Raw genomic sequence first — 26758 nt, forward strand, 5'->3', positions numbered from 1 at the left:
CCTCAGAGGCTCGGGTCGATGACGGCCTTGACCTCATCGAGGTGGTGCATGTGGGCGATCTGGGCGGAGGCGTCGGCGAGTCCGACCGGAGCGCTGAACAGGTCGTCCCAGGGGAAGCGGTCGGCGAACGCCGTGAAGAAGGCGATGGCGCGGGCGTAGTCGGAGATGTCGCCGTTGAGCGAGCCGACCACCGTGAGCTCCTTGCCCATGATGGTGCTGAGGGCGAAGCCGTCTCCGGCCGGACCGGTCGAGCCGACGATCGCCACGGTGCCGCGCTGGGCGGCCATGCCCACGGCGTCCGGGCCGACGCTCGGGGCTCCGGCGAAGTCGAACACGTGGTCGGCCCCCTGGCCTCCGGTGAGCGCCATCACCTGGTCGACGACGGGACCGTCGCGGAAGTCCACGACGGCGTCGGCGCCGAAGCGGGCGGCGAGCTCCAGACGAGCCGCGGGGGCGCCGACGGTGATGACCTGACCCGCACCCGCGATGGTCGCGACCGCGGTGGCGAAGATGCCGAGGGCTCCGGAACCCTGCACCACGACCCGGGAGCCCGGACGGATCCGGCCGGCCCGCTCGAAAGCTCGCAGGACGGTCTTCGCGGCGCAGCGCGCCATCGAGGCCCAGGTGTCCTTGACGGCCGTCGGCAGCAGGAGCTTGGCGGCACCCGGAGTGACGTACGCGTACTCGGAGAGCCCGGCCGTCGCGAACGGCGGCACGTCCGCGCGCTGGAGGAAGCCGTAGCCGCGGCGGGAGCAGGCGACCGGCTCGCGGAGCACGACGCAGCCGTGGCACTCGCCGCAGGTGGACTCCGACCAGCCGATGCGGTCGCCGGGGGAGAGCGGGCGGCCGAGGGCATCGCGGGTGTCGGGACCGATGGCCACGATCTCGCCGACCATCTCGTGGCCGAGGACCATGGGCAGCATCCCGGGGAACGACATCTTCCCCTCCCAGATCTCGATGTCGGTGCCGCACAGCGTCGTGCAGGCGATGCGCACGAGGGCGGCGCCCGGCTCGATCTCGGCGGGCAGGGGGAGGTCCTGCAGGGTGAGCGGTTCGCCGTGCGCGGTGAGCACGGCGGCGCGGGTCGTCGCGGGCAGGTCGGTGAGGAGGGGCATCGTGTCGTCTCCGGGGTCAGACCAGGAGCTGTCCGCCGTCGACGGCGACGGAGACCCCGGTGATGTGGCTGGCGGCGTCGCTCGCGAGGAACAGCACGAGCGGCGTGATCTGGTCGACCTCGGCGATCGTGCCGAGGGGGATGCGCGACTCCCAGGCGGCGCGGGCGTCGGGGTTCGCGGCGAACTCCGCGGTCAACGGCGTGAGCACGGGCCCAGGGGCGACGGCGTTGACGCGCACGCCCGACCCGGCGAGCTCGATCGCCGCGGTGCGGGTGAGCGCGTCGACGGCGGCCTTCGTGGCCTCGTAGTGACCGAGGCCCGGAGTGGGCTGCCGCGCACCGATCGACGAGATGTTCACGATGGCGCCGTGACCGGAGTCGGCGAGCAGGGCGCCGAAGACCCGGAGCATGAGGAACGTGCCGCGGACGTTGACGCGCAGGGCCGCGTCGACCGCGTCGACGGCAACCTCCTGGAGCGTGCCGCCGCCCGCGACGACGCCGGCGTTGTTGACCAGCACGTCGAGCCCGCCGGCTTCCGCGATCCGCTCGCACGCCGCCTGCACCGACGCTTCGTCGGCGATGTCGAGGCCGAGGGCGGTGGCGCCGATCTCGTCCGCCACCGCGGCCGCAGCCTGCGCGTCCACATCCCCGATGAACACGACGTCACCGGCTGCGCGGAAGGCGCCGGCGATACCGCGGCCCAGTCCGGACGCGCCTCCGGTGACCAGGATGCGACGGGGGGAAGCGGTCATGATTCGTCCTCACTGACGGGTGCTCTGACGGGATGAGTCCGTTATATTCTACAAACATAGAAAAACACAACCCCGGTCCACCGGTCGGCGATGCGCGCCGCGCCGCGACGACGCACCAAGGAGCCTCATGTCCGCATCGACATTCCCGCGCACCCCGCTGCAACCCGGCGGGCGACCGGTCCCGCCGCTGGCGCTCGGATCGTGGAACACCTGGGACCGGATGACCGGCGACGAGGCGATCGCCCTGATCCACCGCGCCGTCGAACTGGACGCCGGATTCTTCGACGTCGCGTACTACAACATGGGCCCGCACGCCGAGAACTCCCGCACCGACATCCTCTTCGGGGAAGCGCTCCGTGCCAGCGGGATCAAGCGTGCCGACATCGTGCTGTGCGGCAAGCTCTGGCTGTGGGACTGGCCGAACCAGGGGTTCCGGGCGCAGCTCGTGGAATCCCTCGACCGCGCCGACTTGGACCGCTTCGACACGCTGGTGATCGGCGACTACCTCGACGCCCCCGATATCCCGCGGCTCGTCAGCGCGGTGAACGAGCTCATCGCTGAGGGGCTCGTGGACTCCTGGGGCATCAACAACTGGCGCATCGAGCACACGCGAGAGGCGCTCGCGGAATCCGCGGCGCAGAGTGCGGCCGGTCCCGCCTTCGCGCAGCTGAAATACGGCATCGCACGGCGCTCGATGGCCGAAGGTGACGCCTATGGACCGCTGTTCGCGGACGGCACCCTCACGCTGCAGGCCTCGGACGTGTTCGAGGGAGGGATCCTCGCCACGGGGCGCACGCCGCAGCGGAAGATCGGCGCAGACGTGGGCGGAATCCGCGGGCGCATCGCCGCTGTCTATCCCGAGGTGGCCCGCGTGGCCGCCGAGTTCGGCGTCACCCCCGCGGCGCTCGGCATCGCCTTCTGTCTGGCGAACCCCGCGACCGTGAACGTGCTGTTCGGGGCCTCACGCGTCGCGCAGCTGGAGCAGAACCACGCCGCTCTCGCCCTCGTCCGTGATCACGGAGCCGAGGTGCGCGCCGCGCTCGCCGCATGCTGGGTCGACCGAGACGTGCGGGCGGACGGCGCGTGGTGACGGCGGCCGTCACGCCGGGGCGTCAGTGCGCGCCGCCGAATTCGATCATCGCGACGCCGACCGCGATGAGCGCGACACCGACGGCCATCATCGCCGAGAAGTGATCCTTGAAGATGACCCGGCCGAGCACCGCGGTCACGGCCACGCCCGCGGCCGCCCAGATGCCGTAGGCGACCCCGATCGGCATGCCCATCGCGAGGATGGTGCCGAGCAGGGTGAACGCCGCGAGATAGCCGACGACGATCACCGGGATCCACCGCCGGCGGCGCAGCCCCTCGGATGCGCGCAGGCTCAGCGTGGCGGTGACCTCGCTCGCGATCGCGAGGGCGAGCAGCAGCCACGTCACGAGGCGACCTCGGTCTTCCGCTCGTGCGACCCGAGCTCGACCAGGAGCACGCCGATCACGATGACCCCGACCCCCACGATCTGCACGGGGCCCAGCACCTCGCCGAACAGCGCCGTGCCGAGCACCGCGGTCAGCACGACCCCGATCGCCGACCAGATGCCGTATGCCACGCCCACCGCCATGCCGCGATCGAGCACGACCGACAGCAGCCACAGGGAGCCGATGTAGCCGAGCACCACCACAATCAGCCACAGGGGATGGGTGAATCCCTCGGCGGCGCGCAGCGAGAGCGTCGCCGACACCTCCAGCGCGATCGCGATCAGCAGAGGGGGCCAAGCCGACGGGCCGGGGCGAGCGGTCATCGCATGCCTTTCGTGGAGGGTTCGAGGGAGGGAACGCGAGGGGAGGGCGCGGGATTCCCGGCGGGCGGAGGGGCACGCGGTGTGCAGGACTGCGCGCTGAGACAAGCCTGGTGCATCCCCGGGCATGGGGGCGAGCCACCGTGAGCGGAATGGCTCTTGCGCTCTTTTTCCACACATGTAGACTAACCACCACGACACATCGAAGTGGCGTCGGACCCGGCTCCCGGTCAGCGGCACTCCGAACCTTCTTCACCACCCCCTGCACCCGAGAGAAGGAACCATGAAACGAATGCCCCTTGCGCTCGCCGCAGCCGTGGCCGCGACCCTCGCGCTCGCCGGCTGCAGCGGCGGCGGAACGCCCTCGACCTCCGAAGACGGTGGCGCCGAAGGCCCGGACGCCCTCAACATCGGCAACTTCCTCGATGTCACGTCCTGGGACCCGTCCCTCGCCGACATCGGCTTCGACGGCCCCTACCTGTCCGCGGTGTACGACGCCCTGATCGCCCTCGATGCCGACGGCACCCCGATCCCGTCGCTCGCGACGGAGTGGACCGTGGCCGACGACGACCTCAGCATCGACCTCGACATCCGCACCGACGCCGTGTTCAGCGACGGCACCGCGGTCGACGCGGATGCGGTGGTCGCCAGCCTCGAATACCTCAAGGAGGGCGCGCGCTCCGGTGAGGCGTACGTCAACGTCTCCGGCTTCGCGAAGGTCGACGACGACACCGTCCGCATCACGCTCACGCAGCGCGACGACACGATCCTGTACCTGATGGGTCTCGGCCGCAGCTACGTGATGTCGCCCGCCTCGATCGAAGCCGGCACGCTCGGCGCCGAGCCCATCGGCTCCGGGCCCTATGTGCTCGACGACACCACCAGCGTTCCCGGCGCGGAGTACCACTTCACCAAGACCGAGGACCACTGGGACGCGAAGACGTATCCGTTCTCCGAGCTCGCGATCTACCCGATCACCGACGCGACCGCCCGCCACAACGCGATGCTCAGCGGTCAGATCAACGTGCAGTACGGTGACGTCGCGAACCTCGAGCAGGCCGAGCAGCAGGGGTGGAACACCGCGCAGCGGGTCTCCGGCTGGGCCGGACTCGTCATCACCGATCACACCGGCGCGAAGAGCGAGCCCCTCGGCAAGCTCGAGGTCCGCCAGGCGCTGAACTACGCGTTCGACGGCGCGACCGTGCTCGCCGCGGTCGGCAGCGGGGCGGGTGTGGCGACCAACCAGGTGTTCCCGGACGGCGGCGACATCAACGACCCGGGACTCAACGACGCGTACGCGTTCAACATGGACAAGGCCAAGGAGCTGCTGGCCGACGCCGGGTACCCGGACGGATTCGACATCTCGATGCCGATGTCCCCGATCTTCGAGATGTGGAAGCCGTCGGCCGAGCAGGCCCTCAACGAGCTCGGCATCACGGTCACCTGGGACAACATGCAGATGCCGGACTATCAGCTCAACGCCCCGAACTACCCCATGTTCATCTCGTTCCTCGCGATGGACGGCAACGACGTGGCCACGGTCTCCCGGCAGCTGACGAGCGTGCAGTGGTTCAACCCCGAGCCGGACTACGCGCAGAACGAGGTCATCGCCCCGCTCGTGGAGAAGGTCCAGACGGAGCGCGGCGACGCGCAGACCGACGCCATCAAGGAGCTCAACGAAGCCCTCGTCGACCAGGCCTGGTGGTCGGTCTGGTACCAGGCGAACAACATCTACTACACGGCGCCCGGCATCCAACTGCAGCCCGTCGTGGGGATGATGTTCCCGACGCTGCGGTACATCACGCAGGGCTGATCGCCCGCCGGGGCGGTCCTTCCGTGACCGCCCCGGCACCCCTTCCCCCTCCGACCCTCCCTCCGAGAGGCCCCCATGCTCCTCTTCACGGCGAAGCGGGTGCTGTCCGGCATCCTTCTCCTCGTCGCGGTCTCGATCGGCACGTTCTTCCTCGCCCATCTCGCGATCAGCGATCCGACCGCCTCGCTCCTCGGCACGACCGCGAGTCCCGCGCAGCAGCAGGCCCTGGCGGCGAAGATCGGTCTCGACCGTCCGCTCCTCGTGCAGTTCTGGGACTGGTTCTCCCACGCCGTGCTGCTCGACTTCGGCGTCTCCTGGAGGAACTTCCAGCCGGTCGGCGCGCAGCTCGCGGTGAAGGTGCCCGTCACGCTCTCCGTCGTGACCCTCGCAACCCTCATCACCGCGGTCATCGGCGTCGCGTTCGGCATGATCACCGGACTCCGCCCCGGCACCTGGTTCGACCGCATCATCAAGGGGATCTCCGTCGTCCTGTTCGCGCTCCCCGGGTTCTGGGTGAGCCTGGTCCTCGTGATGTGGCTGGCCGTGCAGCTAAAGTGGTTCCCCGCCGTCGGCTACGTCCCGCCGACGCAGTCCGTCGAAGGCTGGCTGCGCTCGATCACCCTGCCCGCGATCTCCCTCGCGCTCGGCGGCATCGTCGCGGTGTCCGAGCAGCTGCGGAACGCCGTGATCGCCCAGAGCCGTCAGGACTGGGTGCGCACCCTCCGCAGCCGCGGGCTGTCCGCCGCCCGGGTGAACGTGCACATCCTCCGCAACGCCTCGCCCGCCGCGCTCACGGTCATCGCCCTGATGTTCGTGGGTCTGCTCTCCGGCGCCATCGTGGTCGAGCAGATCTTCAGCCTCCCGGGACTGGGCCAGCTCACGAACCAGTCGTCGCAGAACGGCGACATCCCCATGCTGCTCGGCATCACGGTCATCTCGATCGTGTTCGTCGTGCTCATCAACCTCCTGCTCGACCTCGTGCTCGGCTGGATCAACCCGAAGGTGCGCGTCGCATGACCACGACAGACATCCGCGTCGCCTTCGACCGGGCCGCTCAGAAGCGCCGGTCGAGCCTGTTCCGGCGCTTCCTCCGCCACCCCGGCGGCTACATCCCGCTCGCGATCTTCGTGCTCATCGTGCTCGTCGGGGTGTTCGCCCCGCTGCTCGCCCCGATGGATCCCAACCTCGTCGACCTCGCGGCAGCCAAGGCGCCGCCGTCGTCGGAGCACCTGCTCGGCGGCGACTCCACGGGCCGCGACATCCTCAGCCGCCTCATCTACGGCACCCGGACGACCCTGTGGGGCGCGCTCATCACGATCGTCACCGCCCTCGTCATTGGCGTGCCGTCGGGTGTCGCGGCCGGGTACTTCGGGGGAGTCTTCGACCGCGTCGCCACCTGGATCAGCGATGCGCTCCAGTCGATCCCCGGGATGATCATCCTCCTCGTGGTCGCCGCGGGCAGCCGCAACAACTTCGAGCTGCTGATGGCCACCGTCGGCGTCTTCATGGTCCCCGGCTACTTCCGCATCGCGCGGTCGCAGACACTCGCCGTGCGCAGCGAGCCCTATATCGACGCGGCCCGGGTCTCCGGGCTGTCCGACGCGCGGATCATCTTCCGCCACGTCATAACGGCCGTCTACCCGCCGGTCATCATCCAGACCGCGCTCACCGCCGGCATCGCGATGGGCATGCAGGCCGGACTCCAGTTCCTCGGCATCGGCGACTCGAACGTGCCGAGCTGGGGTGCGATGATGCTCGAGGGCTTCCGCCTCATGCTCACCTACCCCCTCATGCTGCTGTGGCCCTCCGCCGCGCTCGGTCTCACGATCGCCGTCCTCGCGATCATGGGCTCCACGCTCGCCGAGCTCGTGCAGGTGCGCACGCCGCGTGCGGCCCGACGGCGGCGGCGCGGGGTGCTCGAGGCCGCCGACGAGATCGCCGCGGCTCCCGCCACGGGCAGCGTCCGCCACGAGGCCCCGAATTCGGCCCTCCGCGTCGAGAACCTGCACGTCGTCCACGCGACGCCGACGGGGGAGACCGAGGTCGTGCACGGCGTCACCCTCGACGTCGCGCCAGGGGAGGTCGTCGGCATCGTCGGCGAGTCCGGGTCGGGCAAATCGCAGACCGTGTTCTCGGTGCTCGACCTGCTCCCCGCGACCGGCCGGGCGACCGCCGACGCGATCTGGGTCGGCGGCGCGGAGGTGACGCACGCGACGCCGAAGGAGCGACAGGCGCTGCTCGGCCGCACGATCGGCTACGTGCCGCAGGAGCCGATGAGCAACCTCGACCCCTCGTACACGATCGGGCATCAGCTCATCGAGCCGCTGCGCCGGACGCACGGGCTCGCGAAGGCCGCCGCCCGGCAGCGCGCGCGGGAGGTGCTCCTGCGGGTCGGGCTGTCCGACCCCGATCGCGTGATGCGCAGCTACCCGCACCAGGTGTCCGGCGGCATGGCCCAGCGTGTGCTCATCGCCGGTGCGATCGCGGGGCGCCCCTCGCTCCTCGTCGCGGACGAGCCCACCACCGCCCTTGACGTGACCGTGCAGGCCGAGGTCCTCGAGTTGCTGCGGGAGCTGCAGGCCGAATACGGCATGGCGCTGCTCATCGTGACGCACAACTTCGGCGTCGTCGCCGACATCTGCGACCGCGTGATCGTCATGCGCGGCGGCGACATCGTCGAATCCGGCCCCGTGGACGACCTCTTCGCCGCTCCCGACCAGGACTACACGCGCGAACTCATCGCCGCGTCGCTCGACGAGGCCGAGGGGCGCGCCGAGGTCGACCGGCACAGGACGGAGGTCCCCGCATGAACGCCGCTCCGGTGAACCCCCTGCTGCAGGTCGACGACCTCGTGGTCGAGTACGGCCGCGGACGACACGCCTTCCGCGCGCTGCGCGGCGTCTCCCTCGACATCGCCCCCGGCGAATGCCTCGGTCTGGTCGGGGAGTCCGGATCCGGCAAGTCCACCTTGGGCAAGGCGATCCTGGGCCTCGCGCCGATCACGGCGGGCAGCGTCCGCTTCGACGGCCGGGAGATCAGCCGCCTCAGCGGGCGTGCCCGCCGTGCGCTCGCCGACGACGTGCAGGTGGTCTTCCAGGATCCCTACGGCTCGCTGAATCCGGCCATGACGATCGGTGATGTGCTCGCCGAGCCGCTGCTCACCACGGGAATGGGGCCGAAGGCCGCCGAGGGCAAGGTCCGCGAGATGCTCGACCGGGTCCGGCTTCCCGCCGCCGCGATGGACAGATATCCGAGCGAGTTCTCCGGCGGTCAGCGTCAGCGCATCGCGATCGCCCGTGCCCTCGTCCGCGGTCCTCGCCTGGTGGTGTGCGACGAGCCCGTCAGTGCACTCGACCTCACGACGCAGGCCGCCATCCTCGACCTGTTCATCGAGCTGCAGCGCGACACCGGAGTGGCCTACCTGTTCGTATCGCACGATCTCGGCGTCGTGCGCAGGGTCTGTCATCGGGTCGCCGTGATGTACCACGGCGAGCTCGTCGAAGTCGGCGACGGCGAGCAGGTGACCCGTGCGCCGCGGCATCCGTACGCCGAGCGGCTGCGTCTGGCGTCGCCGGTGGCCGATCCCGCCGCACAACGCGAACGCCGCCGCCAGTGGCTCGCTCTGCGGGAGGTGCCCGATGCGGCGGTACGGTAGCTCCAGGCCGGAACTCGCCACACCCCGGACTCGGCCGGAAGGACGCCATGCCGAAGATCATCGACCACGACCAGCGGCGACGGGACATCGTCGAGGTGGCCAAGAGCATCATCCTGAAGGGTGGGTTCGAGGCGGCGACCATGCGCAGCATCGCCGCCGAGGCGGGCTTCGCGAACGGTGCGCTGAAGCACTACTTCCCCGGGAAGGAGAGCATCGTCGCGGCGACGTTCGAGACGATCCTCCAGCAGATGTCCGAGGGCGTGCAGGCGGCGGGCGAGGAGCCGGCGTCGGCGGATGCGGCCCTGCAGGGCTTCCTGCAGGCGACGATCCCGCGCGATCGGGAGCAGATCGCCGCGGGGCGCGTGCTGCTCGCCCTCTGGGAGTACGCCATGGCGAACGAGTCCTTGGCCGAGCTGTACCGCGGACATCTGGCCTCCTGGCGCGCCTCGCTCATCGAGCGGATGGAGGCCGCCCGCGACGAGGGGGCGATCCGCGACCAGGACTACGGTCCGCTGGCGGACGAGTACATCTCGGCGGCGGTCGGGGCGACGGTGATCAACCTCATGTACCCGGACGGCGACCGCATCGCCGACTACGAGAACTACATCGACCGGTTCCTCGCGCGGCTGCGCTGAGGATGCGGGGCCGGTCCCGAGAGGACGGCCCGTCATGACCCTCACCCCCGAACCGCCCGTGGTGTTCCTGCACGGCCTCGCCTCGCGCGGCACGCAGGATTGGCCGGAGAGCGAGTGGACGGCGGTGCTCGGCGACCGATCGCGCCGCGTCCTCGACCTGCCGGCGCACGGCGATGCGCCAGGGCTCGGAGCCGTCTCGACCTCCGCCGTGCTCGATGCGCTCGCCGAAGCGATCGGTCCGCACGAGATCGACCTCGTCGGATACTCGCTCGGCGCCCGGCTCGCGTGGGACCTCGCCCGACACCCGGGCGTCGCGGTGCGGCGCCTCGTGCTCGGCGGCCTCAGCGCGGGGGAGCCGTTCGCGCTGGTCGACCTCCCCGCCGCCCGGAGCGCGATCGGCGGCGGGCCGGCCCCCGTCGACCCGCTGACCGGGATGATCGTGCACATGGCGAGCCTGCCAGGCAACCGTCCGGGCGATCTGCTCGACCTCATCGAAGGGCTCGCGACCGAGCCGTTCGCGCCCGAGGCCGGAGCGCCGGCGATGCCGGTGCTGCTGCTGGGCGGTGTCGACGACCCCATGGCCGCGGGCATCGACGAGCTCGCCGCGCGGCTGCCGGACGTCCGCGTGCGGCGCGTACCGGGCGATCACCTCGCGGCACTGCACACCCCCGAGTTCCGCGACGCGGTGCGCGGGTTCCTCGCGGACTGACCTGCGCGACCCACGCCGGGCCTCTTCCTGTTCTTTATTTCCCACGTTCGTAGACATACCGAAAGGCATCCGCCATGACCGACACCCCCACTCCCGACGCCGCCCGCATCCTCGACATCGCGACCGGCTACATGGCCGCGAAGCAACTCTTCCAGGCCAGCCGCATCGGCCTGTTCGCCGCCATCGCCGCAGGCGCCGACACGGCCGCGGCGATCGCCGAGCGCTGCGGGGTCAGCGAGCGGATCGCCCGGCTGCTCGCCGACGCCCTCGCCGCGAAGGGGCTCCTCGTCCGGACGGAGGGGCGCTACGCCCTGACCCCCGACGCCTCCGCCTACCTCACGGGGGAGGACGCGGTGATCGACCTCGCCCCGTTCCTCACCTTCCTCGACGAGATCAGCTACCCGCACTGGCTGCAGTTCGCCCACACCGTCGACACGACCGAGCCCGGCGACCTGCAGATGGACGACGCGCGGTGGGGCACGTTCATGGCCGGCGTGATGACCTACAACCGGCTGCACGCGCAGGAGTTCGGCCGCCGCGTCGACCTGGCCGGCGCGACGAAGGCCCTGGACTTCGGCGGTCTCTCCGCCGACTTCGCCCTCGCGGTCATGGCCCGCAACCCCGAACTGCACACCACGTTCGTCTACGCACCCGGATTCGAGGACGGCGTCGCCGAGGCCGTCGCCGCAGCGGGCGTCGCCGATCGTGCCGAGGTGCAGGTCGGCGAGACGGCCACCGCGACGCCGCAGGGCGACTTCGACGCGGTGTTCGCGAACCATGTCATCCACCGCTTCTCGGCCGAGGAGAACGCCCGCATCTTCCGCAACCTCCGTGCGGCCGCCGCTCCGGGTGCGACGCTCACGGTGCTCGACTTCTTCCTCGACGACGACCCGGAGCAGCGCGCGCTGGACGCGCTGCACGCGGGGGAGTATCTCGTGATCGACGGCACGGTCGTGTACCCGGAGGCCGAGGTGCGCTCTTGGCTCGCGGACGCCGGGTGGCAGGTGCAGGACAAGATCGCACTGGCGGGCAGCCCCCGCGTGCTCGTCGCCACGGCGATCTGAGATCCGCCCCGGCGCCGCGACGCGGCGTCGGGGCAGCAGGCTGGTCCGAGGGGGATCAGAGGCGGGCGGCATGCGTGAACATGCCGCCCGCCGTTTCCGTCCGCCCGCTCAGCGTGTGGACCCGCCCGGACGTGCGTCGACGCCTGCGCGCGCGTAGACCGTGCGTCCGTCGACGATCGTGCGGGAGACCGCGATCCCGGCGAAGGGGCGGCCCGGTGTCAGCGGGTCCTCGTCCAGAACCGTGAGGTCGGCCACCTTCCCGACTTCCAGCGAGCCCTTCCAGGCGGAGGCGCCGTCCTGGCGTGCGGCATCGACGGTCAGGGTGCGCAGCAGTCGCGTCCGTGTCCCTCGGTCGTCGCGGAGGCCCGCACCTGTGAGCAGTCCGAGCGAGGCGTCCAGGCCGAGCCGCCAGTCGGGGCTCGCGATGGGGGAGTCGCTCGTCACGGTCGTGAGCGCGCCGGAGCCGAGCATCTCGGCGAGCGGCCAGGCCGCGGCGGTGCGTGCCTCCCCGAGCTGCAGTGCGGCCCAGGAGTGGGTGTGGGCTGCGATCAGCGGCTGCACGGCGAAGCCCGCGCCGATGCGGCTCATACGGGCGATCTGCGCGGGTGTGGCCAGGTCGCCGTGCACGACGTAGTGCGGCGCGGCCGGCGCGGGTGCTCCGGCCAGGTTCTCGAGCACCGCGAGGAACTCCGCGATCGAACGATCGCCCGTCGCGTGCACCGCGATCTGCAGGCCGCGGGCGGCGGCGAGTTCCACCATGCGCCGGAACGCGAAGAGCGCGCCGCGCTCCCCCCGGGTGAGGAGGGCGCCCGTCGTCCCGTCCGGGTACGGCTCCTCGACCCACGCCGTCGCCATCGGGGGGATCCCATCGGCGAAGATCTTCACGCCGGGGATCGCGAGCCATCGCGCGTCGGTCTCGGGTGCGGACGTGCGGATGCCGCGCTCGAAGTCCTCGAGCGTGCTCTCGCCGTCGATCGTGCCGAACAGCCGGAGGAGGGTGACCCGGGAGGTCTGTGCGCGCTCGCGGTGCAGCTCGACATAGGCGTCGAGCATGTCCGAGCCGAAGCATCCGGTCTCGCCGTCGTCCTCCCCGGGGCCGATGCCCGGTTCGGTGTAGCTGGTGATGCCGAGCTCGGCCAGCAGGCTCCACGCGCGGCGGAGCGCGGAGCGGCGTTCGGCGGCGGTCGACACGAGTCGTCCGGACGGCTGCTGGTCAGGAGGGGTGTCGGAGAAGAAGAGGTGCGGCCACCGGGCGCCCAACCACGCGCCGTGCAGGTGGGCGTCGTTGATGCCGGGGACGACGGTGCGTCCGTCGAGCTCGATGATCTCGCGCGCCGCGAGCGCCTCGGCCTCGGCGTCGAAGGCGATGATCACCCCGTCCCGCACGGCCAGGGCGCCGACCACGGCGTCCGCGGGGTCGAGGGTGTGGATGCGACCGCCGCGGATGATCAGATCGGCGTCGTCGCCGTGCAGTGAAGGGCTCATTATTCCACCAGTGTAGACGTAAAGATCGTCCCGAGACGAGAGCGTGAGGCGGGCGATTCGGTGCACCCCGATGCGGCTTGTACCCTGGACTCATCCCCCGAAACACCCGGCAACCTCGTGCGCGCCGGCGACCTCGGCGCGCGCTCACACATGCAAGGACGCAGATGAACGATTCCGCGGCACACCGCGACGACTGGACCGAGAGCGAAGAGCTGGCGGAGCGGATGATCCCGCTCATCGGGGCGCTCCGACGGGAGCACGACGTGGTCACCTCTCTCCACGGGCACCGCCTGCTCGGGCTGTCGGCGACGGGGCTGGTCGAGGTGCACGAGCGCGTCGCGCAGCTCGGACACGAGCGGCTCCCGATCGAGGACACACTGGCGGTGCTGGAGGCGATCCACGCCCTCGCGCCCGGTGCCTCATCCCTCGACGTCGCGCGCCTCGTCGCCGGGCACGCCGAGAGCGGTCAGCCGCTGGAGACCTACCTCGCCGAGGTGCTCGCCCCCGCGATGGGGGCGGTCGCAGCCGAGCCGACCGATGTCGTGCTCTACGGTTTCGGGCGCATCGGCCGACTGCTCGCGCGCATCCTCATCGCGCACACGGGCGGAGGCAGCGGTCTGCGTCTGCGAGCCATCGTCGTCCGACGCGGCGCCGAGAACGACCTCGTCAAGCGCGCCTCCCTGCTCCTGCGCGACTCGGTGCACGGACGCTTCGCCGGCTCCGTCACGGTGGACGAGGAGGCCGAGCAGATCATCGCCAATGGCACCCGCATCCAGGTCATCTACTCCGACGACCCTTCGACGATCGACTACACCGCGTACGACATCAGGGACGCGATCGTGGTCGACAACACCGGACGCTGGCGCGACGAGGAGGGCCTCTCGCAGCACCTGCGCTCGACGGGGGCCGCCCGCGTGCTGCTCACGGCCCCCGGCAAGAGCCCGCTCAAGAACATCGTGCACGGCATCAACGACGACACCATCGCCGACTCCGACCGCATCCTCTCGGCCGCGTCCTGCACGACCAACGCCATCACTCCCGTGCTCGCGGCGATCGATGAGGCGTACGGCGTCGTCAAGGGACACGTCGAGACCGTGCACTCCTTCACGAACGATCAGAACCTGATCGACAACTTCCACAAGGGCGACCGTCGCGGACGCTCGGCGGTGCTCAACATGGTCATCACCGAGACCGGCGCCGCGAAGGCCGTCGCGAAGGCGCTCCCGCAGCTGGAGGGCAAGCTCACGGGCAGCTCCATCCGCGTCCCCACCCCCGACGTGTCGCTCGCGGTGCTGCACCTGACGATCGAGCGACCCGCCACGAAGGACGAGGTCAACGACTACCTGCGCCGCGTCTCGCTGCACTCGAAGCTGCGCCAGCAGATCGATTACGTGGAGAGTCCCGACGTCGTCTCCACGGACTTCGTCGGCTCGCACCGGGCCGGCATCGTCGACGGGCTCGCCACCATCGCCGACGAGGACACCCTCATCCTGTACGTCTGGTACGACAACGAGTTCGGCTACTCGTGCCAGGTGATCCGCGTGCTCGAGGTGATGGCCGGCTCGCACCCGATCGTGCTCCCCGAGCGCCGAGAGGTGACGCTGCGGGGCTGACCCCGCGCGCCGCGTCGGACGCGCCCGGCATGATGGGGGCATGAAGACCGCGACCCTGCGCGCCGAGCGCCTCCGATCGCACCGTCTGAGCGCGCCGACGCGCACGGTGACCGATGCGGCCGCCCACATGCTGGCCGTGCAGAGCCAGGACTTCACCGCGGGCCGGTGGGCACTCGCGGTCCGCACCCGCGGCGACGTGCGGCTGCGCGATGTCGACCGGGCATTCGACCGGGGCCGGCTCGTGCGGGCCTGGACCATGCGTGGCACGCTGCACACCGTGCCGTCGCGTGATCTCGGCTGGGTGCTGCAGGTCACGGCGGACCGGCAGCGGCAGCAGGCGGCGTCACGGCAGTGGGATCTGGGGATCGACGAGGCGATGATCACCGCCGTCGTGGCGGCCCTCACGCCGAGGCTCCGCGACGGCGGCCTCACCCGCGGGGAGGTGTTCGAGGTCCTGCAGGGCATCGGCATCGACCCGACGGGGCAGCGGGGCATCCACCTGCTCTTCCGGCTCACGATCGACGGGCTGATCTGTCAGGGCCCCGTCGTCCCTCGGGAGGGGATCACGCGGGAGCAGCGCTTCGTCCTGGTCGAGGAGCACATCCGCGAGCACGCCGCCCCCGACGACCCCCTCGGCGAGCTGTTCGTCCGGTACATCGACGGTCACGGACCGGCGAGCGTCGCGGACTTCGCCTGGTGGTCAGGACTCACGCTGGGACAGGCGCGCGAGGCTGCGGACCATGCATCCGGTCGTGTCGAGCAGGTCGAGGAGGGGCTCTTCTCCGCCGCCGCTCGTCCGCGACGGACGTCGGCAGCGACAGCCGTCCACGCGCTCGGCGCCTTCGACGAGTACTACATCTCCTACGCCGACCGCACCGGGGTGTGCGCGCCCGAGCATCTGGCGGCCGTCGGCCCCGGCAAGAACGGCATGGTCAGGGCCACGCTCATCGAGGACGGTCGGGTCATCGGCTGCTGGACGCACGCCGTCGCCCTGCGCGACACTCCGCCGGAACTGTTCGAGGGGCCGCGCGACCCTGCCGCGGTGGACGCCGCCCTCGCCCGTTTCGCGTCCTTCGCCGGAGACTGAGCGGGCGGACCGAGGGGCGGACCGTGGGGCGGAGGCGATGCCGGACGGCTACTCGCTCGCGTGCCGGCCGAGGAAGTTGTAGACCTCGTTGTCGTCCACGCCGGGGAACGCGCCGCGGGGGAGCGGGGAGAACATGTGCGTGTGCACGCGGGCGCTGGGCCAGGCCTTCCCGTTCCAGCGCTCCGTCAACTCGGTCGAGGGGCGCCGGCAGCACGACTCGTCGGGGCAGGTCGACACGGCCCGGTCGTTCGTCTCGCGTCCCCGCCACCAGCGGGCGTCGTCGAACGGCACGCCGACCGTGACCGAGAACTCCCCGTCCGTCGAGGAACCGGTCTGCGTCGAGCACCAGAACGTGCCCGACGGGGTGTCGGTGTACTGGTGGTGCTCGACCGTGCGGTTCTGCTGGGTGAACGCGGCGCGGGCCTGGAACTTGCGGCACACCCGCTGGCCCTCCACGGCTCCCGTGACGTCCATCGGCAGTGGCAGGTCGTCGTTCTCGTAGACGCGCGTGATGGCCCCGGTCGAGTCGACGCGCAGGAAGTGCAGAGACATCCCGAGGTGCTGCGTGAGCAGGTTGGTCATGCGCATCCCGGCGGCCTCATGTGTGACGCCGAACCCGTCGCGGAAGTCCTCGACAGCGAGGTTGCGGTCCTTCTTCGCCTGCTGCAGGAACGCGACGGACGCCGTCTCCGGCATGAGGCAGCACGCGGCGAAGTAGTTGATCTCCAGGCGCTGCTGCAGGAAGTCGGCGTAGTCGGTGGGCGGGGTGTGACCGAGCAGACGGTGCGCCATGGCCTGCAGCGCCATCGAGCGGAGGCCGTGTCCCCCGGGGATCGACGCCGGCGGCAGGTAGATGCGCCCGTTCTCGAGGTCGGTGACCGAGCGGGTGGAGTGCGGGAGGTCGTTGACGTAGATGAGTTCGAAGCCGAGCTTCTCGGCCATGATGCTCACGGTGCGGTGGGTGAGCGCGCCCTGTGTGTGACCGGCGGCCTTGAGCTGCTTCTCGGCGAGACGTTCGATGTCGGGGAGGTAGTTGTTCTGCGCGCGCATCCGCAGGCGCAGCTCGGTGTTGGCACGGCGGGCCTCCTCCGGTGTCGCGATGGCTTCGCGCTCACGGCGCTCCAACTCGCGGTGCAGACCGAGGATCGACTCGATGGTCTCATCGCTCATGCCCTTGGTGACGCGCACGGGGGCGATGCCGAGCTGTCGGAACAGCGGACTCTCCTGCGCGCGCTCCAGAGCGATCTCGAGCGCGGCTCTCCGGTTCGGCGGCTCTCCCGAGATGAGGTCGGTCACCTCGGTCTTCGTGGCGTGGGCGATCGCCTGCAACAGGGAGAGCTTCGGTTCGCGCTTGCCGTTCTCGATCAAACTCAGCTGCGATCCGGCGACGCCGACCTGCGCGCCGAGTTCGTCGAGGGTGAACCCGTTCTCCAGCCGGTGATGACGGATGCGGTGGCCGAGGGTCGTGAGGTGGATGCCGGAGGACGCCATTGTTTGAGTCTAGCGAAAGAACCGCGATTCTTATCATCCGATTTGGCGAAAACTTCGCTCGGACTCCGAAGAAGATGGATGCAACGCCCCCACTTCTAAGGAGCAGTCATGGCCATGGCCGAAGTCCTCACGCCCCGCACGTCCCCCGTCGCCGCGACGCGCACGTTCGGTACCGCGCCGACCTATGACACTCCCGCGATGGCCGAGCTGGCCGCCTGGGTCGAGGAGATCCGGGAGCTGACGCAGCCCGACGCGGTGCACTGGGTGGACGGATCGCGCGCCGAGAACGACTGGCTACTGCGCGGGCTCGTCGACGAGGGCAAGCTCATCAAGCTCAACCCGGAGTGGCGCCCCGGCTCCTACCTGGCTCGCTCGCACCCCAGCGACGTCGCGCGCACCGAGGGTCGAACGTTCATCTCCTCCGAGCGCGAGGAGGACGCCGGCCCCACGAACAACTGGGCCGATCCGGCCGAGATGCACGCCAAGATGGACGAGATCTTCGAGGGCTCGATGCGCGGTCGCACGATGTACGTCGTCCCGTTCTCGATGGGCCGCGTCGGCGGGCCGCTCTCGCACATCGGCGTGCAGATCACCGACAGCGCCTACGCTGTCGCCTCGATCGGCATCATGACGCGCGTCGGCGACGAGGTCACGCGACAGATCGCCGAGGGTGCGCCGTGGGTCAAGACCGTGCACTCGGTCGGGGCGCCGCTGGCTCCGGGTCAGCCCGACGTCGAGTGGCCGTGCAACGACGATAAGTACATCGTGCACTTCCCCGAGACGCTCGAGGTCTACTCCTACGGCTCGGGCTACGGCGGCAACGCGATCCTGGCCAAGAAGTGCTTCGCGCTGCGCATCGCCTCGGTGATCGCCCGCGACGAGGGCTGGCTCGCCGAGCACATGCTGCTCATCCGCGTGATCGACCCGCAGGGCAAGGCGTACCACGTGGCCGCCGCGTTCCCGTCGGCCTGCGGCAAGACGAACCTCGCGATGCTGCGCCCGACGATCCCCGGCTGGAAGGTCGAGACCCTCGGCGACGACATCGCCTGGATCCGCCCCGGCGAGGACGGCCGCCTGTGGGCCATCAACCCCGAGGCCGGCTTCTTCGGCGTCGCGCCGGGAACCGGCGAGTCGACCAACGTCACCGCGGTCGAGACCCTGTGGGGCAACACGATCTTCACCAACGTCGCGCTCCGCCCCGACGGCGACGTGTGGTGGGAGGGCCTGACCGACGAGGCGCCCGCGAACCTGATCGACTGGGAGGGCAACGACTGGACCCCCGAGTCGGGACGCCCTGCCGCGCACCCCAACTCCCGTTTCACGGTGTCGGCGGCCCAGTGCCCGCAGATCTCCGAGGACTGGGAGGAGGCCGTGCCGCTCGACGTGATCCTGTTCGGCGGACGCCGCGCGAGCAACGTGCCGCTCGTCGTCGAGGCCACCGACTGGACGCACGGCGTGTTCCTCGGCTCGAACATCTCCTCGGAGCGCACGGCGGCGGCCGAGGGCACCGTGGGCGAGCTGCGCCGCGACCCCTTCGCGATGCTGCCGTTCTGCGGCTACAACATGGCGGACTACTTCGGCCACTGGCTCTCGGTCGGCCGCGGTCTGCGCTTCGACCGTGCACCGCGGATCTTCCAGGTCAACTGGTTCCGTCGCGGTGCGGACGGCCGCTTCCTGTGGCCCGGGTTCGGCGACAACTCGCGCGTCGTGGACTGGATCATCCGCCGCGTGGCCGGTGACGTGCCCGCGGTCGACAGCCCGATCGGACGCCTGCCGCGCGTGGAGGACCTCAACCTCGACGGGCTCGACCTCCCCGCCGCCGACCTCGACGAGCTGTTCTCCGTCGACGCGGAGGCGTGGAAGACCGAGGCCGACCTCACCGAGGAGTTCTACGACACGTTCGGCGACAAGGTTCCGGCGGCGCTGCGCGCCGAGCTGGCCTCGCTGCGCTACCGCCTCGCGAAGGCGTAGCCCCCAGACCGGTGCCGGTTCGGGGGAGCCGGCACCTTGGGGCCCCGTGCCCCGCAGATCCGCGAAGGCGGGACATCCGAGACGAACCCATGGCTGAGTGGTCTCGGACGTCCCGCCTTCGTGTTGCCGTGCTCTCGCGAGCCCCCGGTTTCACGGCGAAACCCCGCCCTGCGCACGCGCGCAGGGCGGGGTCTCGACGGAAGGCCGGGGTTTCGGCGAGCTGGGGGAGTGCTATGCCAGCAGCTGGTGCCGGGCGAGGTCGCGGTACAGCGGGGTCGACTCCACGAGCTCGGTGTGGGTGCCCTGGCCGACGACGACGCCGTCCTGCAGCACCACGATCAGGTCGCTGTCGACCACGGTCGAGAGGCGGTGGGCGATCACGACGAGTGTGCGGTCGGTGGACACCGCGTCGATCGCCTCCCGCATCCGCTGCTCGTTCACGCCGTCGAGCGACGATGTGGACTCGTCCAGCAGCAGGATCGGGGCGTCCGTGAGCAGCGCGCGGGCGATGGCCAGGCGCTGACGCTCGCCTCCGGACAGCATCACGCCGTCCTCGCCGACCGGGGCGTCGATGCCCAGCGGGTTCCGCTCGAGCACGTCGCCGAGGTTCACCGCTCGGAGCACGCGCTCGCAATCCGCGGCAGAGGCATCCGGAGAGGCCAGCCGCAGGTTCTCGGCGAGGGTGCCTGCCAGCGTCGGGGCGTCCTGCTCGACGTAGCCGAAGTGCGCGCGCAGCTCGTCGCGGGGATAGGTGCGCGCATCGTGGCCGTGCAATCGGATGGACCCGCCGGTGGGGTCGTAGAAGCGCTCGATCAGCGACAGGATCGTGCTCTTGCCCGCACCACTGGGCCCGACCAGGGCGACTCTGGCGCCGCGCGGGACCGCGAAGGAGACGCCGCGGAGAACCTCGTGATCCTGCACCGTCGGGGATTCCGCCTCGGCCGACTCGAGGTGGGCGTCCGCGAGCAGGGTCTGCGCGGCCTTCGCCGCCGCCTGGCGGGCTGCGACCACGTTCTCGGGGTAGCGGAAGCGCACGTCGCGGAACTCGAGCGCGGGAGCGTCGGGTGCCGCGGTTTCGCGGGGGAGGGCTGCTGCGATCGCCTGGTCGTCCTGCGTCTCGGTGGGCAGGTCGAGCACCTCCTGGATGCGGCCGAGCGCGCCCAGCGCCTGATTCACGGAGGTGATCGCACCGAAGGTCGTGGCGAGCGGCATCACGAGCAGGAACAGGAACATGATGAACGAGATCAGCGAGGCGATCGTGATCGCTCCGGCGGCGACACGGAACCCGCCGACGCCGAGGACCACGAGCAGCGACAACTGCAGCGCGATGCCGGAGACCGGGACCACGAGCGAGGAGATCTTGGCGATGCGCACGCCGATGCCGTAGGCGTCGGCGGCGAGCTCCGATACGGAGGCGGTCTCGCGCTCCGTCGCTCCGGACGCGCGGATGGTGCGGATCGATCCGACAGCGCGTTCGACACCGGAGGCGAGTTCGCCGACCTTCTCCTGCTGGGCGGTCGAGGCGGTGCGGATCCGGCCGCTGAGCAGCACGACGACGGCGACCGAGACGCCGATCACGACCACGATGAGCAGGAGCAGGACGGGGTCGATCAGCAGCATCGCGATGAGGGCGCCGAGGAAGAGCACGGCGCTGCCGACGGCATCCGCGAGCCCTTGCGTGAGCACGGCGTACAGCAGCGTGGTGTCGGTGCCGACGCGGGAGACGAGGTCTCCCGTGCGGCGTGCGTCGAACTCCGAGGTGGGCAGGTGCAGGATCCGTGCGATGAGCTTGCGACGGCTGGAGTACACCACCGCGGTGCCCGTGCGCTGCAGGAGGTAGTGCTGGAAACCGGAGATGATCGACGACACGATCACGAATCCGACGAGCAGCCAGACGAGGATGCCGATTCCGGTGTCGGACGGCACCGCCTCGATGACCTGCCCGACGAGCAGCGGTTGCACGAGCGACGTCGCAGCGCCGACGACGCTGAGGACCGCGACCACGATGAGGGTGCGCTTGTGCTCGAAGAGGAAGGGGAGGAGCTGGCGGAAGGTGGCGCGGGGGCCTTCGGACTGTGCGCCACGGCCGCGGCGGCGTGCGGTCGCCGAACCGGACATGGGGGACCTCGATCTGGAGATGGTACTTCGACCGTACTTCGTTCGCGGGGGAATCCTATGGAGGGGCTGTATGGCTCAGGATCGACCGAAGCGGCGGTGCGCGGCCTGCTTGCTGACGCCCAGCGCGCTCGCGATCGCCTGCCACGAGTAACCCTGGTTGCGAGCGCGGCGCACCTGAGCCTCCTCGGCCCGGGCGAGCTCCGTGCGGGCCTCGGTGAGTCGGTGCAGCGCCGCGAGCGGTTCGCCGCCGTCATCCTGGGCGAGAGCAGTGGTGTGTGTCATCGGAGAACCTCCACCGTCAATTTATATTGACGCCGGTTCGAAGTCAACATGGATTGACGAGAAGTTGTCCACAGATCGACCTTCCGCGCATGTGCGTCACATGCGATCCTGGGAGCATGGGACGCATGCTGCAAGTCAGGAACCTCCCGGACGCCGTCCACGCGAAGCTCAAGGAGCGTGCCGCCGCGGAGCGCATGACGCTGTCCGATTATGTGGCGCGGGAACTCGAAGACCTCGTGCGCTACCGCAGCAACGTTCAGGTCATCGCCGCGGCGAGGGAGCGAGCACGCGCAGCCGGCGTCGCGCTATCGCGGACGGACATCCTCACGGCGCGCGACCAGGAGCGGGCGGAGCATGACGGGGCATCCCTCCGGTGAGCGCGCGTGGACCGGTCGTGCTCGATGCCTCCGCCGCGATCGAGGCTCTACTCGGCGAGGAGCCCTGGGTCGGAGGCGAGGACTTCCACGCCCACGCCGGTCTCGACATCGAGGTCGTGTCGGTGCTACGGCGGCAGACGCTTCGCTCGCAGCTTCCCTCCCATGTCGCGCGGGAGGCACTCGATGCCTTCGGGGACCTTCAGATCACGCGGCATCCGCTGCGACGGCTGATCCCGCGCATCTGGACCCTTCGCGATGAGGTGTCCGCGTACGACGCGGGGTACGTCGCCCTCGCCGAGGCGCTCGGACTGCCGCTGCTCACTCGGGACGGTCGCCTGGCGAGAACCGCCTCCCGCTACTGCGAGGTCGTCGTCCTCTGAGGTGCCTTCGCAGACACAAGACGGCGCCCGTGTCCGCAGACACGGGCGCCGTCACTGCGCTGCCTAGAGCTCGACGGCGGACGCGAGACCGAGGTCTTCCTCGTAGTCGTGGTCCTTCGTCTCCGGAGTGAAGATCAGTGCCACGAAGGTCAGCACGGCCATCGCCGACAGGTACAGCCCGACCAACCAGGGCTGGCCACCGACCGCGGCCCACAGCGCCACTGCGATGAACGGGGCGACAGCCGCGCCCAGGATCGACGACACGTTGTAGGCGATCGCCGAGCCGGAGTAGCGCACGTTCGTCGGGAACAGCTCGGGCAGCAGCGCGCCCATCGGTCCGAAGGTCGTTCCCATCAGCACGAACCCGAACACGAGGAACGCCTGCGTCAGCGCACCGGTGAACTTCGGGTCGGCCTGCGGCAGCAGGAAGAGGTTGAACGTGAGACCGAACACGATGATGAGTCCCGTGACCCAGAGCAGCAGCTTCCGGCGTCCGATCGCGTCGGCGATGGGGCCGGACAGCAGGGTGAAGACACCGAAGAACACCACGCCGATGATCTGCATCAGCACGAAGTCCGTGTAGCCGAAGCCGAGACCGGGGTAGAACTGCTGCGCGAACACGCTCGGGTCGAACGGCTTGCCGGTCGCCTCGGCGGCAGCCTGGGCGGCGGCGGACGCGGTCTCCAGGTCGGCGGCCTTGGTGCCGTACGTCAGCGTGAAGTTCGTCATCAGGTAGAACAGCACATACGTCGCCAGCATGATGAACGTGCCGAGGATCAGCTGCTTCCAGTGGTGACGGAAGACGGTCGCGAGCGGCAGCTTCCGGATGGTGCCCTTCTCGGCGGCCTTCTTGAACGTGTCCGATTCGACGAGCTTGAGTCGCACCCAGAGGCCGATGATGACCATGACCGCGGAGAAGAGGAACGGCACACGCCAACCCCATGACAGGAACGCCTCGGACTTGAGGACTGGGTTCTCCGGGTGCGGCAGGGCGAAGTTGATCGCCAGGAACAGGCCGTTCGCGATGATGAACCCCAGCGGGGCGCCCAGCTGCGGGAAGGAGCCGTACCAGGCGCGCTTGCCCTTCGGGGCGTTCTCCGTCGCGACGAGAGCGGCGCCCGACCATTCGCCGCCGAGCGCGAAGCCCTGCGCGAGCCGCAGGACCAGCAGGAGCAGCGGTGCGACCCAGTTGATCTGCTGGAAGGTGGGGAGGAGTCCGATCACGAAGGTCGCGATGCCCATAGTGAGCAGCGACGCGACGAGAGTGGCCTTGCGTCCGAACTTGTCGCCGAAGTGGCCGAACACGACGGCGCCGATGGGGCGGGCGACCATGGCGGCGCCGAACACGGCGAACGACGCCAGCAGCGATGCGGTGTCGTTGTCGCTGGGGAAGAACAGCGTGGGGAACACGAGCACGGCCGCCGTCGCATAGACGTAGAAGTCGTAGAACTCGATGGTGGTGCCGACGAGGCTGGCGGTGATGACGCGCGAACGCGGGTTCGCGGGTGCCGGGGCTGTGGTCATGTCTCTTCTCCGATCGGCCCCGGTATACCAGGGGACTCGGGCGAGTTTACGCCTTCCTGAGTGTTTGCTGTGCGCAATGACGGCCGGTGTCCGCGCGTAGAGTCGGAGTCGACAGGGAGGCACGCCGCGATGACCACACGCATGCTGCTGCTGGCCGACACCCACGTCCCGAAGCGTGCGAAGCGGCTGCCGGATGCGGTCCTGCGCGCAGTCGACGACGCCGACCTCGTGGTGCACGCGGGGGATTGGGTCGACGAGGCCACGCTCGACCTGCTCGAGGCGAGGGCCGCGGTGCTGCACGGCGTGTTCGGCAACAACGACGGCGAGGGGCTTCGCGCACGCCTGCCGGAGGTCGCCCGCTTCACGGTGGAGGACCTCGAGGTGGCGGTCGTGCACGAGACAGGGCCCTCTCTGCGTCGCGAAGCCCGGATGGACGAGGAGTATCCCGGCATCGATCTGCTGGTGTTCGGGCACTCGCACATCCCCTGGGACACATTGGCGCCCTCGGGCATGCGGCTGCTGAACCCCGGCTCGCCGACGGATCGTCGACGCCAGCCGGTCTGCACCCTGATGTGGGCGATCGTCGACCGGGCCGTGGTGGACCTCACGCTGGTGCCGCTGCCGTGATCCATCCCCCCGTCTACCGTGCTCCGATGCGCTCCCGCGATGACCGCGTCCCGGACGGGCCGGCGGTGGAACGGGCCCTGGCACTCGGAGTCTGCGGCGTGGGAGGGCGGCTCGACGCGGCGCCCGCATCGTTGACGGAGGCGCTCGCCCTGGTCGACGCCGCCCACGGAGAGCGCGTGGCCCGTCGGCTCGAACGGTTCGCGACCGCTCCGGACGGCGCGCACGTCTGGACCCGCGACGAGGACGGTCTCCTGTGGCTCGGCAGGCTCGACGGCGCGTGGCGGTACGACACGCGGGCCGCGGCCCACGAGGTCGACCTCGTGCACGTCAGACCCTGTCGCTGGCTGGCCGATCCCGTCCCGCCGCGCGATGTCCCCGGCGCCGTGAGGGCCGCGTTCGCCCGAGGCGGCCGCAACTGGCAGCAGATCCGAGATGCCGAGGTCTCCAGCGCCTCGGTCGCCCTGTGGGAACGTTTCTCTGGCGCGTGACGGCGACGGGTCGCGTCGGCGGCCTTACTCCTCGGTCGCCCCGAGCGCGAGACCGCCGACGAAGCGCACGACCGGATCGAGCACCTGCTCGAGCTCCAGCACGACGAGGCTGTTCGCGCCGGCCCGGGTCACCGGTTCCGGGACGTAGAGCGTGCGCTGCGGACCGTTCCGCCAGTACCGGCCGAGGAAGAAGCCGTTCACGAAGGCGAAGCCTTTGCTCCACGCTGCGGTGTCGAGGAAGAGATCGGCAGCGGCATCCAGGGCGAACTCCGCGGTCCAGGCACTCGGCCCGTCTCCGCCGCCGTCCGCGGTCGCGCGCGCGGCGACACCTGCGGCCAGCTCCGCGACGTCCAGCGGAGTGGAGCGCCAGCCACCCAAGGGAGCGCCGTCGAGAGTGATCTCGCCGATCAGCCCCTTCTCCTCGCCGAGCCGGTGGTCGTAGTTCACGCGCCCCTGGTCCTCGACCAGGATGCTGAGCGTGCGTCCCGGGGGAATCCGAAGCGTCCGGTCCTGGCGCGTGCGGGAGAGGGTGCCGACAGGGCGGCCGTCGACGCTCGCCCACGCGAGATCGCGCACCTCGCCGATGAGGAGGAGTCCGCCGTGTTCCGTCGGCAGCTCGACGTCGTACCGGATCAGAGCGCTGCGGTGCCCGAGCGCGTCGAAGGTCTGCGGCAGTGCGGTGCGGGGCTCGATTCCTTCCCCCTCGGTCCACGCCCCTGCCGCGCGGAGGTCGACCTCGAACGCGGGAGCCGCCGGGGCCGCGGGGGGCAGTTCGTCGGGAACCGGTGCGTGGCGGGCGATCACCTCGCGGAAGGCGAAGAACTTCGCCGTCGGGTTTCCCGCCTCGTCGAGCGGGGCGTCGTAGTCGTAGGAGGTGACCAAGGGCAGGTATCGCCCCTTGTCGTTGGCGCCGTTGGTGAGCGCGAAGTTGGTGCCGCCGTGGAACATGTAGATGTTGACGGACGCTCCGGCAGCCAGAAGCGCGTCGAGGTCGGCTGCGGCCGCGTGCACATCCGTGGTGTGGTGCACTCCGCCCCACCAGTCGAACCACCCGTCCCAGAACTCCGAGCACATCAGCGGTCCGGTCGGCTGGTGGCGGCGCAGCGTCGCGAGGCGTTCCGTGCTGCGCGAGCCGAAGGACGCGGTCTTGTGCAGCTCGGGCAGGCTGCCGTCGCGCAGCATCCGATCGACCGGCTGATCGACGGTCGTCAGCGGCACGGTGATCCCGGCATCGCGCGTGACGGCGACGAGGGCTTCGAGGTACGCCTGGTCCGCGCCGTAGGCGCCGTATTCGTTCTCGATCTGCACCAGCACGACGGGTCCGCCGCGCTCGATCTGCCGCGGGGCGACGATGTCGTACACGCGGCGGAGGTACGCGCTCACCTCGGCGAGGAAGTCCGGGGCCGAGGAGCGCAGCCCGTCGACACTGCCGGTGAGCCAGACGGGGAGGCCACCGTTGTGCCACTCGGCGCAGATGTACGGGCCGGGACGGACGATCGCGTCCAGCCCCTCCTCGTGCACGAGATCGAGGAAACGGCCGAGGTCGTTCCATCCGGTCGTGTCCCAGGCGCCCCGCTCCGGCTCATGCGCGTTCCACGCGACATAGGTCTCGATCGTGTTCAGCCCCATCAGCCGGGCCTTGCGGATGCGGTCCTGCCATTGATCGGGGTGCACCCGGAAGTAGTGGATGGCGCCGGAGATCACCTGGTGCGGCTGGCCGTCGCGGAGGAAGTCGGTGTCACCGAGGGAGAAGGAGGTCACGTGTCGTGGTGCTTTCG

The 26758-nt window shown here is 70.3% G+C and carries 25 protein-coding genes; 15 read left to right on the forward strand and 10 right to left on the reverse strand.

All coding sequences use genetic code 11. From position 1 onward, the window contains the following. Nucleotides 1-2 precede the first annotated feature (2 nt). Both F6A08_RS07795 and F6A08_RS07800 read right to left on the reverse strand, forming a co-directional pair. Nucleotides 3-1115 (reverse strand): zinc-binding dehydrogenase, encoded by a 1113-nt coding sequence (locus F6A08_RS07795; protein WP_192576722.1) that lies wholly within the window; start codon nucleotides 1113-1115, stop codon nucleotides 3-5. Nucleotides 1116-1131: 16 nt separating this feature from the next. Further along, entirely contained in the window at nucleotides 1132-1866 is a 735-nt protein-coding gene (locus tag F6A08_RS07800; RefSeq protein WP_151459164.1) for an SDR family NAD(P)-dependent oxidoreductase, read from the reverse strand. 127 nt (nucleotides 1867-1993) lie between these two features. Here F6A08_RS07800 and F6A08_RS07805 point away from each other — a divergent pair, with 127 nt between their 5' ends. After that, entirely contained in the window at nucleotides 1994-2956 is a 963-nt protein-coding gene (locus F6A08_RS07805) for an aldo/keto reductase (RefSeq protein ID WP_151459165.1), read from the forward strand. A gap of 22 nt (nucleotides 2957-2978) precedes the next feature. On the opposite strand, the gene F6A08_RS07810 is transcribed toward F6A08_RS07805, so the two are convergent. Further along, nucleotides 2979-3302 carry a DMT family transporter gene (locus F6A08_RS07810; protein WP_151459166.1) on the reverse strand — a complete coding sequence of 108 codons (324 nt, stop codon included), beginning with the start codon at nucleotides 3300-3302 and terminating at the stop codon, nucleotides 2979-2981. Further along, a complete protein-coding gene (locus tag F6A08_RS07815; RefSeq protein WP_151459167.1) occupies nucleotides 3299-3664 on the reverse strand; it encodes a DMT family transporter in 366 nt (121 codons plus the stop codon). The genes F6A08_RS07810 and F6A08_RS07815 overlap by 4 nt, the downstream gene beginning before the upstream one ends. Before the next feature lie 280 nt (nucleotides 3665-3944). On the opposite strand from F6A08_RS07815, the gene F6A08_RS07820 reads away from it, so the two are divergent. The 7 genes from F6A08_RS07820 to F6A08_RS07850 all read left to right on the forward strand — a co-directional run bounded on the left by F6A08_RS07820 (nucleotide 3945) and on the right by F6A08_RS07850 (nucleotide 11537). Further along, nucleotides 3945-5474, forward strand: coding sequence for an ABC transporter substrate-binding protein (locus tag F6A08_RS07820; protein WP_225855783.1), 1530 nt, complete (start codon nucleotides 3945-3947; stop codon nucleotides 5472-5474). 75 nt (nucleotides 5475-5549) lie between these two features. Then, nucleotides 5550-6491, forward strand: coding sequence for an ABC transporter permease (locus tag F6A08_RS07825; RefSeq protein WP_017204007.1), 942 nt, complete (start codon nucleotides 5550-5552; stop codon nucleotides 6489-6491). After that, a complete protein-coding gene (locus F6A08_RS07830) occupies nucleotides 6488-8284 on the forward strand; it encodes a dipeptide/oligopeptide/nickel ABC transporter permease/ATP-binding protein (RefSeq protein WP_151459168.1) in 1797 nt (598 codons plus the stop codon). Before F6A08_RS07825 ends, F6A08_RS07830 begins: the two co-directional genes overlap by 4 nt. Beyond that, entirely contained in the window at nucleotides 8281-9129 is an 849-nt protein-coding gene (locus tag F6A08_RS07835) for an ATP-binding cassette domain-containing protein (protein ID WP_151459169.1), read from the forward strand. Before F6A08_RS07830 ends, F6A08_RS07835 begins: the two co-directional genes overlap by 4 nt. A 47-nt stretch (nucleotides 9130-9176) precedes the next feature. Further along, nucleotides 9177-9764 carry a TetR/AcrR family transcriptional regulator gene (locus F6A08_RS07840; RefSeq protein WP_017204003.1) on the forward strand — a complete coding sequence of 196 codons (588 nt, stop codon included), beginning with the start codon at nucleotides 9177-9179 and terminating at the stop codon, nucleotides 9762-9764. 34 nt (nucleotides 9765-9798) lie between these two features. Next, nucleotides 9799-10473 (forward strand): alpha/beta fold hydrolase, encoded by a 675-nt coding sequence (locus tag F6A08_RS07845; protein WP_151459170.1) that lies wholly within the window; start codon nucleotides 9799-9801, stop codon nucleotides 10471-10473. 74 nt (nucleotides 10474-10547) lie between these two features. After that, entirely contained in the window at nucleotides 10548-11537 is a 990-nt protein-coding gene (locus F6A08_RS07850) for a methyltransferase family protein (RefSeq protein ID WP_151459171.1), read from the forward strand. Between the two features lie 108 nt (nucleotides 11538-11645). Here F6A08_RS07850 and F6A08_RS07855 read toward each other — a convergent pair whose 3' ends face one another. Continuing rightward, the gene (locus F6A08_RS07855) at nucleotides 11646-13022 is read right to left on the reverse strand and encodes an amidohydrolase family protein (protein WP_151459172.1); all 1377 of its coding nucleotides are present in this window, start codon (nucleotides 13020-13022) and stop codon (nucleotides 11646-11648) included. A 164-nt stretch (nucleotides 13023-13186) separates the two neighbouring features. Here F6A08_RS07855 and F6A08_RS07860 point away from each other — a divergent pair, with 164 nt between their 5' ends. After that, the gene (locus F6A08_RS07860) at nucleotides 13187-14635 is read left to right on the forward strand and encodes a glyceraldehyde-3-phosphate dehydrogenase (RefSeq protein WP_124895095.1); all 1449 of its coding nucleotides are present in this window, start codon (nucleotides 13187-13189) and stop codon (nucleotides 14633-14635) included. A 40-nt stretch (nucleotides 14636-14675) separates the two neighbouring features. After that, on the forward strand, nucleotides 14676-15722 hold the full coding sequence (locus F6A08_RS07865) for a winged helix DNA-binding domain-containing protein (protein ID WP_151459173.1): 1047 nt from the start codon (nucleotides 14676-14678) through the stop codon (nucleotides 15720-15722). A gap of 48 nt (nucleotides 15723-15770) precedes the next feature. Here the strand turns inward: F6A08_RS07865 and F6A08_RS07870 are convergent, their stop codons facing one another. Beyond that, a complete protein-coding gene (locus F6A08_RS07870) occupies nucleotides 15771-17213 on the reverse strand; it encodes a helix-turn-helix transcriptional regulator (RefSeq protein ID WP_151459174.1) in 1443 nt (480 codons plus the stop codon). 108 nt (nucleotides 17214-17321) lie between these two features. Between F6A08_RS07870 and F6A08_RS07875 the strand changes: the two genes are divergently transcribed. After that, nucleotides 17322-19184, forward strand: a complete 1863-nt coding sequence (locus F6A08_RS07875; protein ID WP_151459175.1) for a phosphoenolpyruvate carboxykinase (GTP) — start codon at nucleotides 17322-17324, stop codon at nucleotides 19182-19184. A 231-nt stretch (nucleotides 19185-19415) separates the two neighbouring features. Here the strand turns inward: F6A08_RS07875 and F6A08_RS07880 are convergent, their stop codons facing one another. After that, nucleotides 19416-21302, reverse strand: a complete 1887-nt coding sequence (locus F6A08_RS07880) for an ABC transporter ATP-binding protein (protein WP_151459176.1) — start codon at nucleotides 21300-21302, stop codon at nucleotides 19416-19418. Nucleotides 21303-21377: 75 nt separating this feature from the next. Beyond that, a complete protein-coding gene (locus F6A08_RS07885) occupies nucleotides 21378-21584 on the reverse strand; it encodes a hypothetical protein (protein WP_017203994.1) in 207 nt (68 codons plus the stop codon). A 125-nt stretch (nucleotides 21585-21709) separates the two neighbouring features. On the opposite strand from F6A08_RS07885, the gene F6A08_RS07890 reads away from it, so the two are divergent. Both F6A08_RS07890 and F6A08_RS07895 read left to right on the forward strand, forming a co-directional pair. Continuing rightward, on the forward strand, nucleotides 21710-21961 hold the full coding sequence (locus F6A08_RS07890) for a FitA-like ribbon-helix-helix domain-containing protein (protein WP_124895100.1): 252 nt from the start codon (nucleotides 21710-21712) through the stop codon (nucleotides 21959-21961). Continuing rightward, on the forward strand, nucleotides 21958-22341 hold the full coding sequence (locus tag F6A08_RS07895; protein ID WP_017203992.1) for a type II toxin-antitoxin system VapC family toxin: 384 nt from the start codon (nucleotides 21958-21960) through the stop codon (nucleotides 22339-22341). The genes F6A08_RS07890 and F6A08_RS07895 overlap by 4 nt, the downstream gene beginning before the upstream one ends. 63 nt (nucleotides 22342-22404) lie before the next feature. Here the strand turns inward: F6A08_RS07895 and F6A08_RS07900 are convergent, their stop codons facing one another. After that, a complete protein-coding gene (locus tag F6A08_RS07900) occupies nucleotides 22405-23865 on the reverse strand; it encodes an MFS transporter (RefSeq protein WP_017203990.1) in 1461 nt (486 codons plus the stop codon). A gap of 129 nt (nucleotides 23866-23994) precedes the next feature. Here F6A08_RS07900 and F6A08_RS07905 point away from each other — a divergent pair, with 129 nt between their 5' ends. Together F6A08_RS07905 and F6A08_RS07910 are read left to right on the forward strand one after the other, a co-directional pair. Further along, on the forward strand, nucleotides 23995-24492 hold the full coding sequence (locus F6A08_RS07905) for a metallophosphoesterase family protein (protein ID WP_151459177.1): 498 nt from the start codon (nucleotides 23995-23997) through the stop codon (nucleotides 24490-24492). Between the two features lie 26 nt (nucleotides 24493-24518). Further along, nucleotides 24519-24980, forward strand: coding sequence for a GAF domain-containing protein (locus F6A08_RS07910; RefSeq protein WP_151459178.1), 462 nt, complete (start codon nucleotides 24519-24521; stop codon nucleotides 24978-24980). A gap of 24 nt (nucleotides 24981-25004) precedes the next feature. On the opposite strand, the gene F6A08_RS07915 is transcribed toward F6A08_RS07910, so the two are convergent. Next, complete coding sequence (locus F6A08_RS07915) at nucleotides 25005-26741, reverse strand: glycoside hydrolase family 35 protein (protein ID WP_151459179.1); 1737 nt, start codon at nucleotides 26739-26741, stop codon at nucleotides 25005-25007. Nucleotides 26742-26758 lie beyond the last annotated feature (17 nt).

It is taken from the genome of Microbacterium algeriense (assembly GCF_008868005.1).
Classification (GTDB): Bacteria; Actinomycetota; Actinomycetes; order Actinomycetales; family Microbacteriaceae; genus Microbacterium; species Microbacterium algeriense.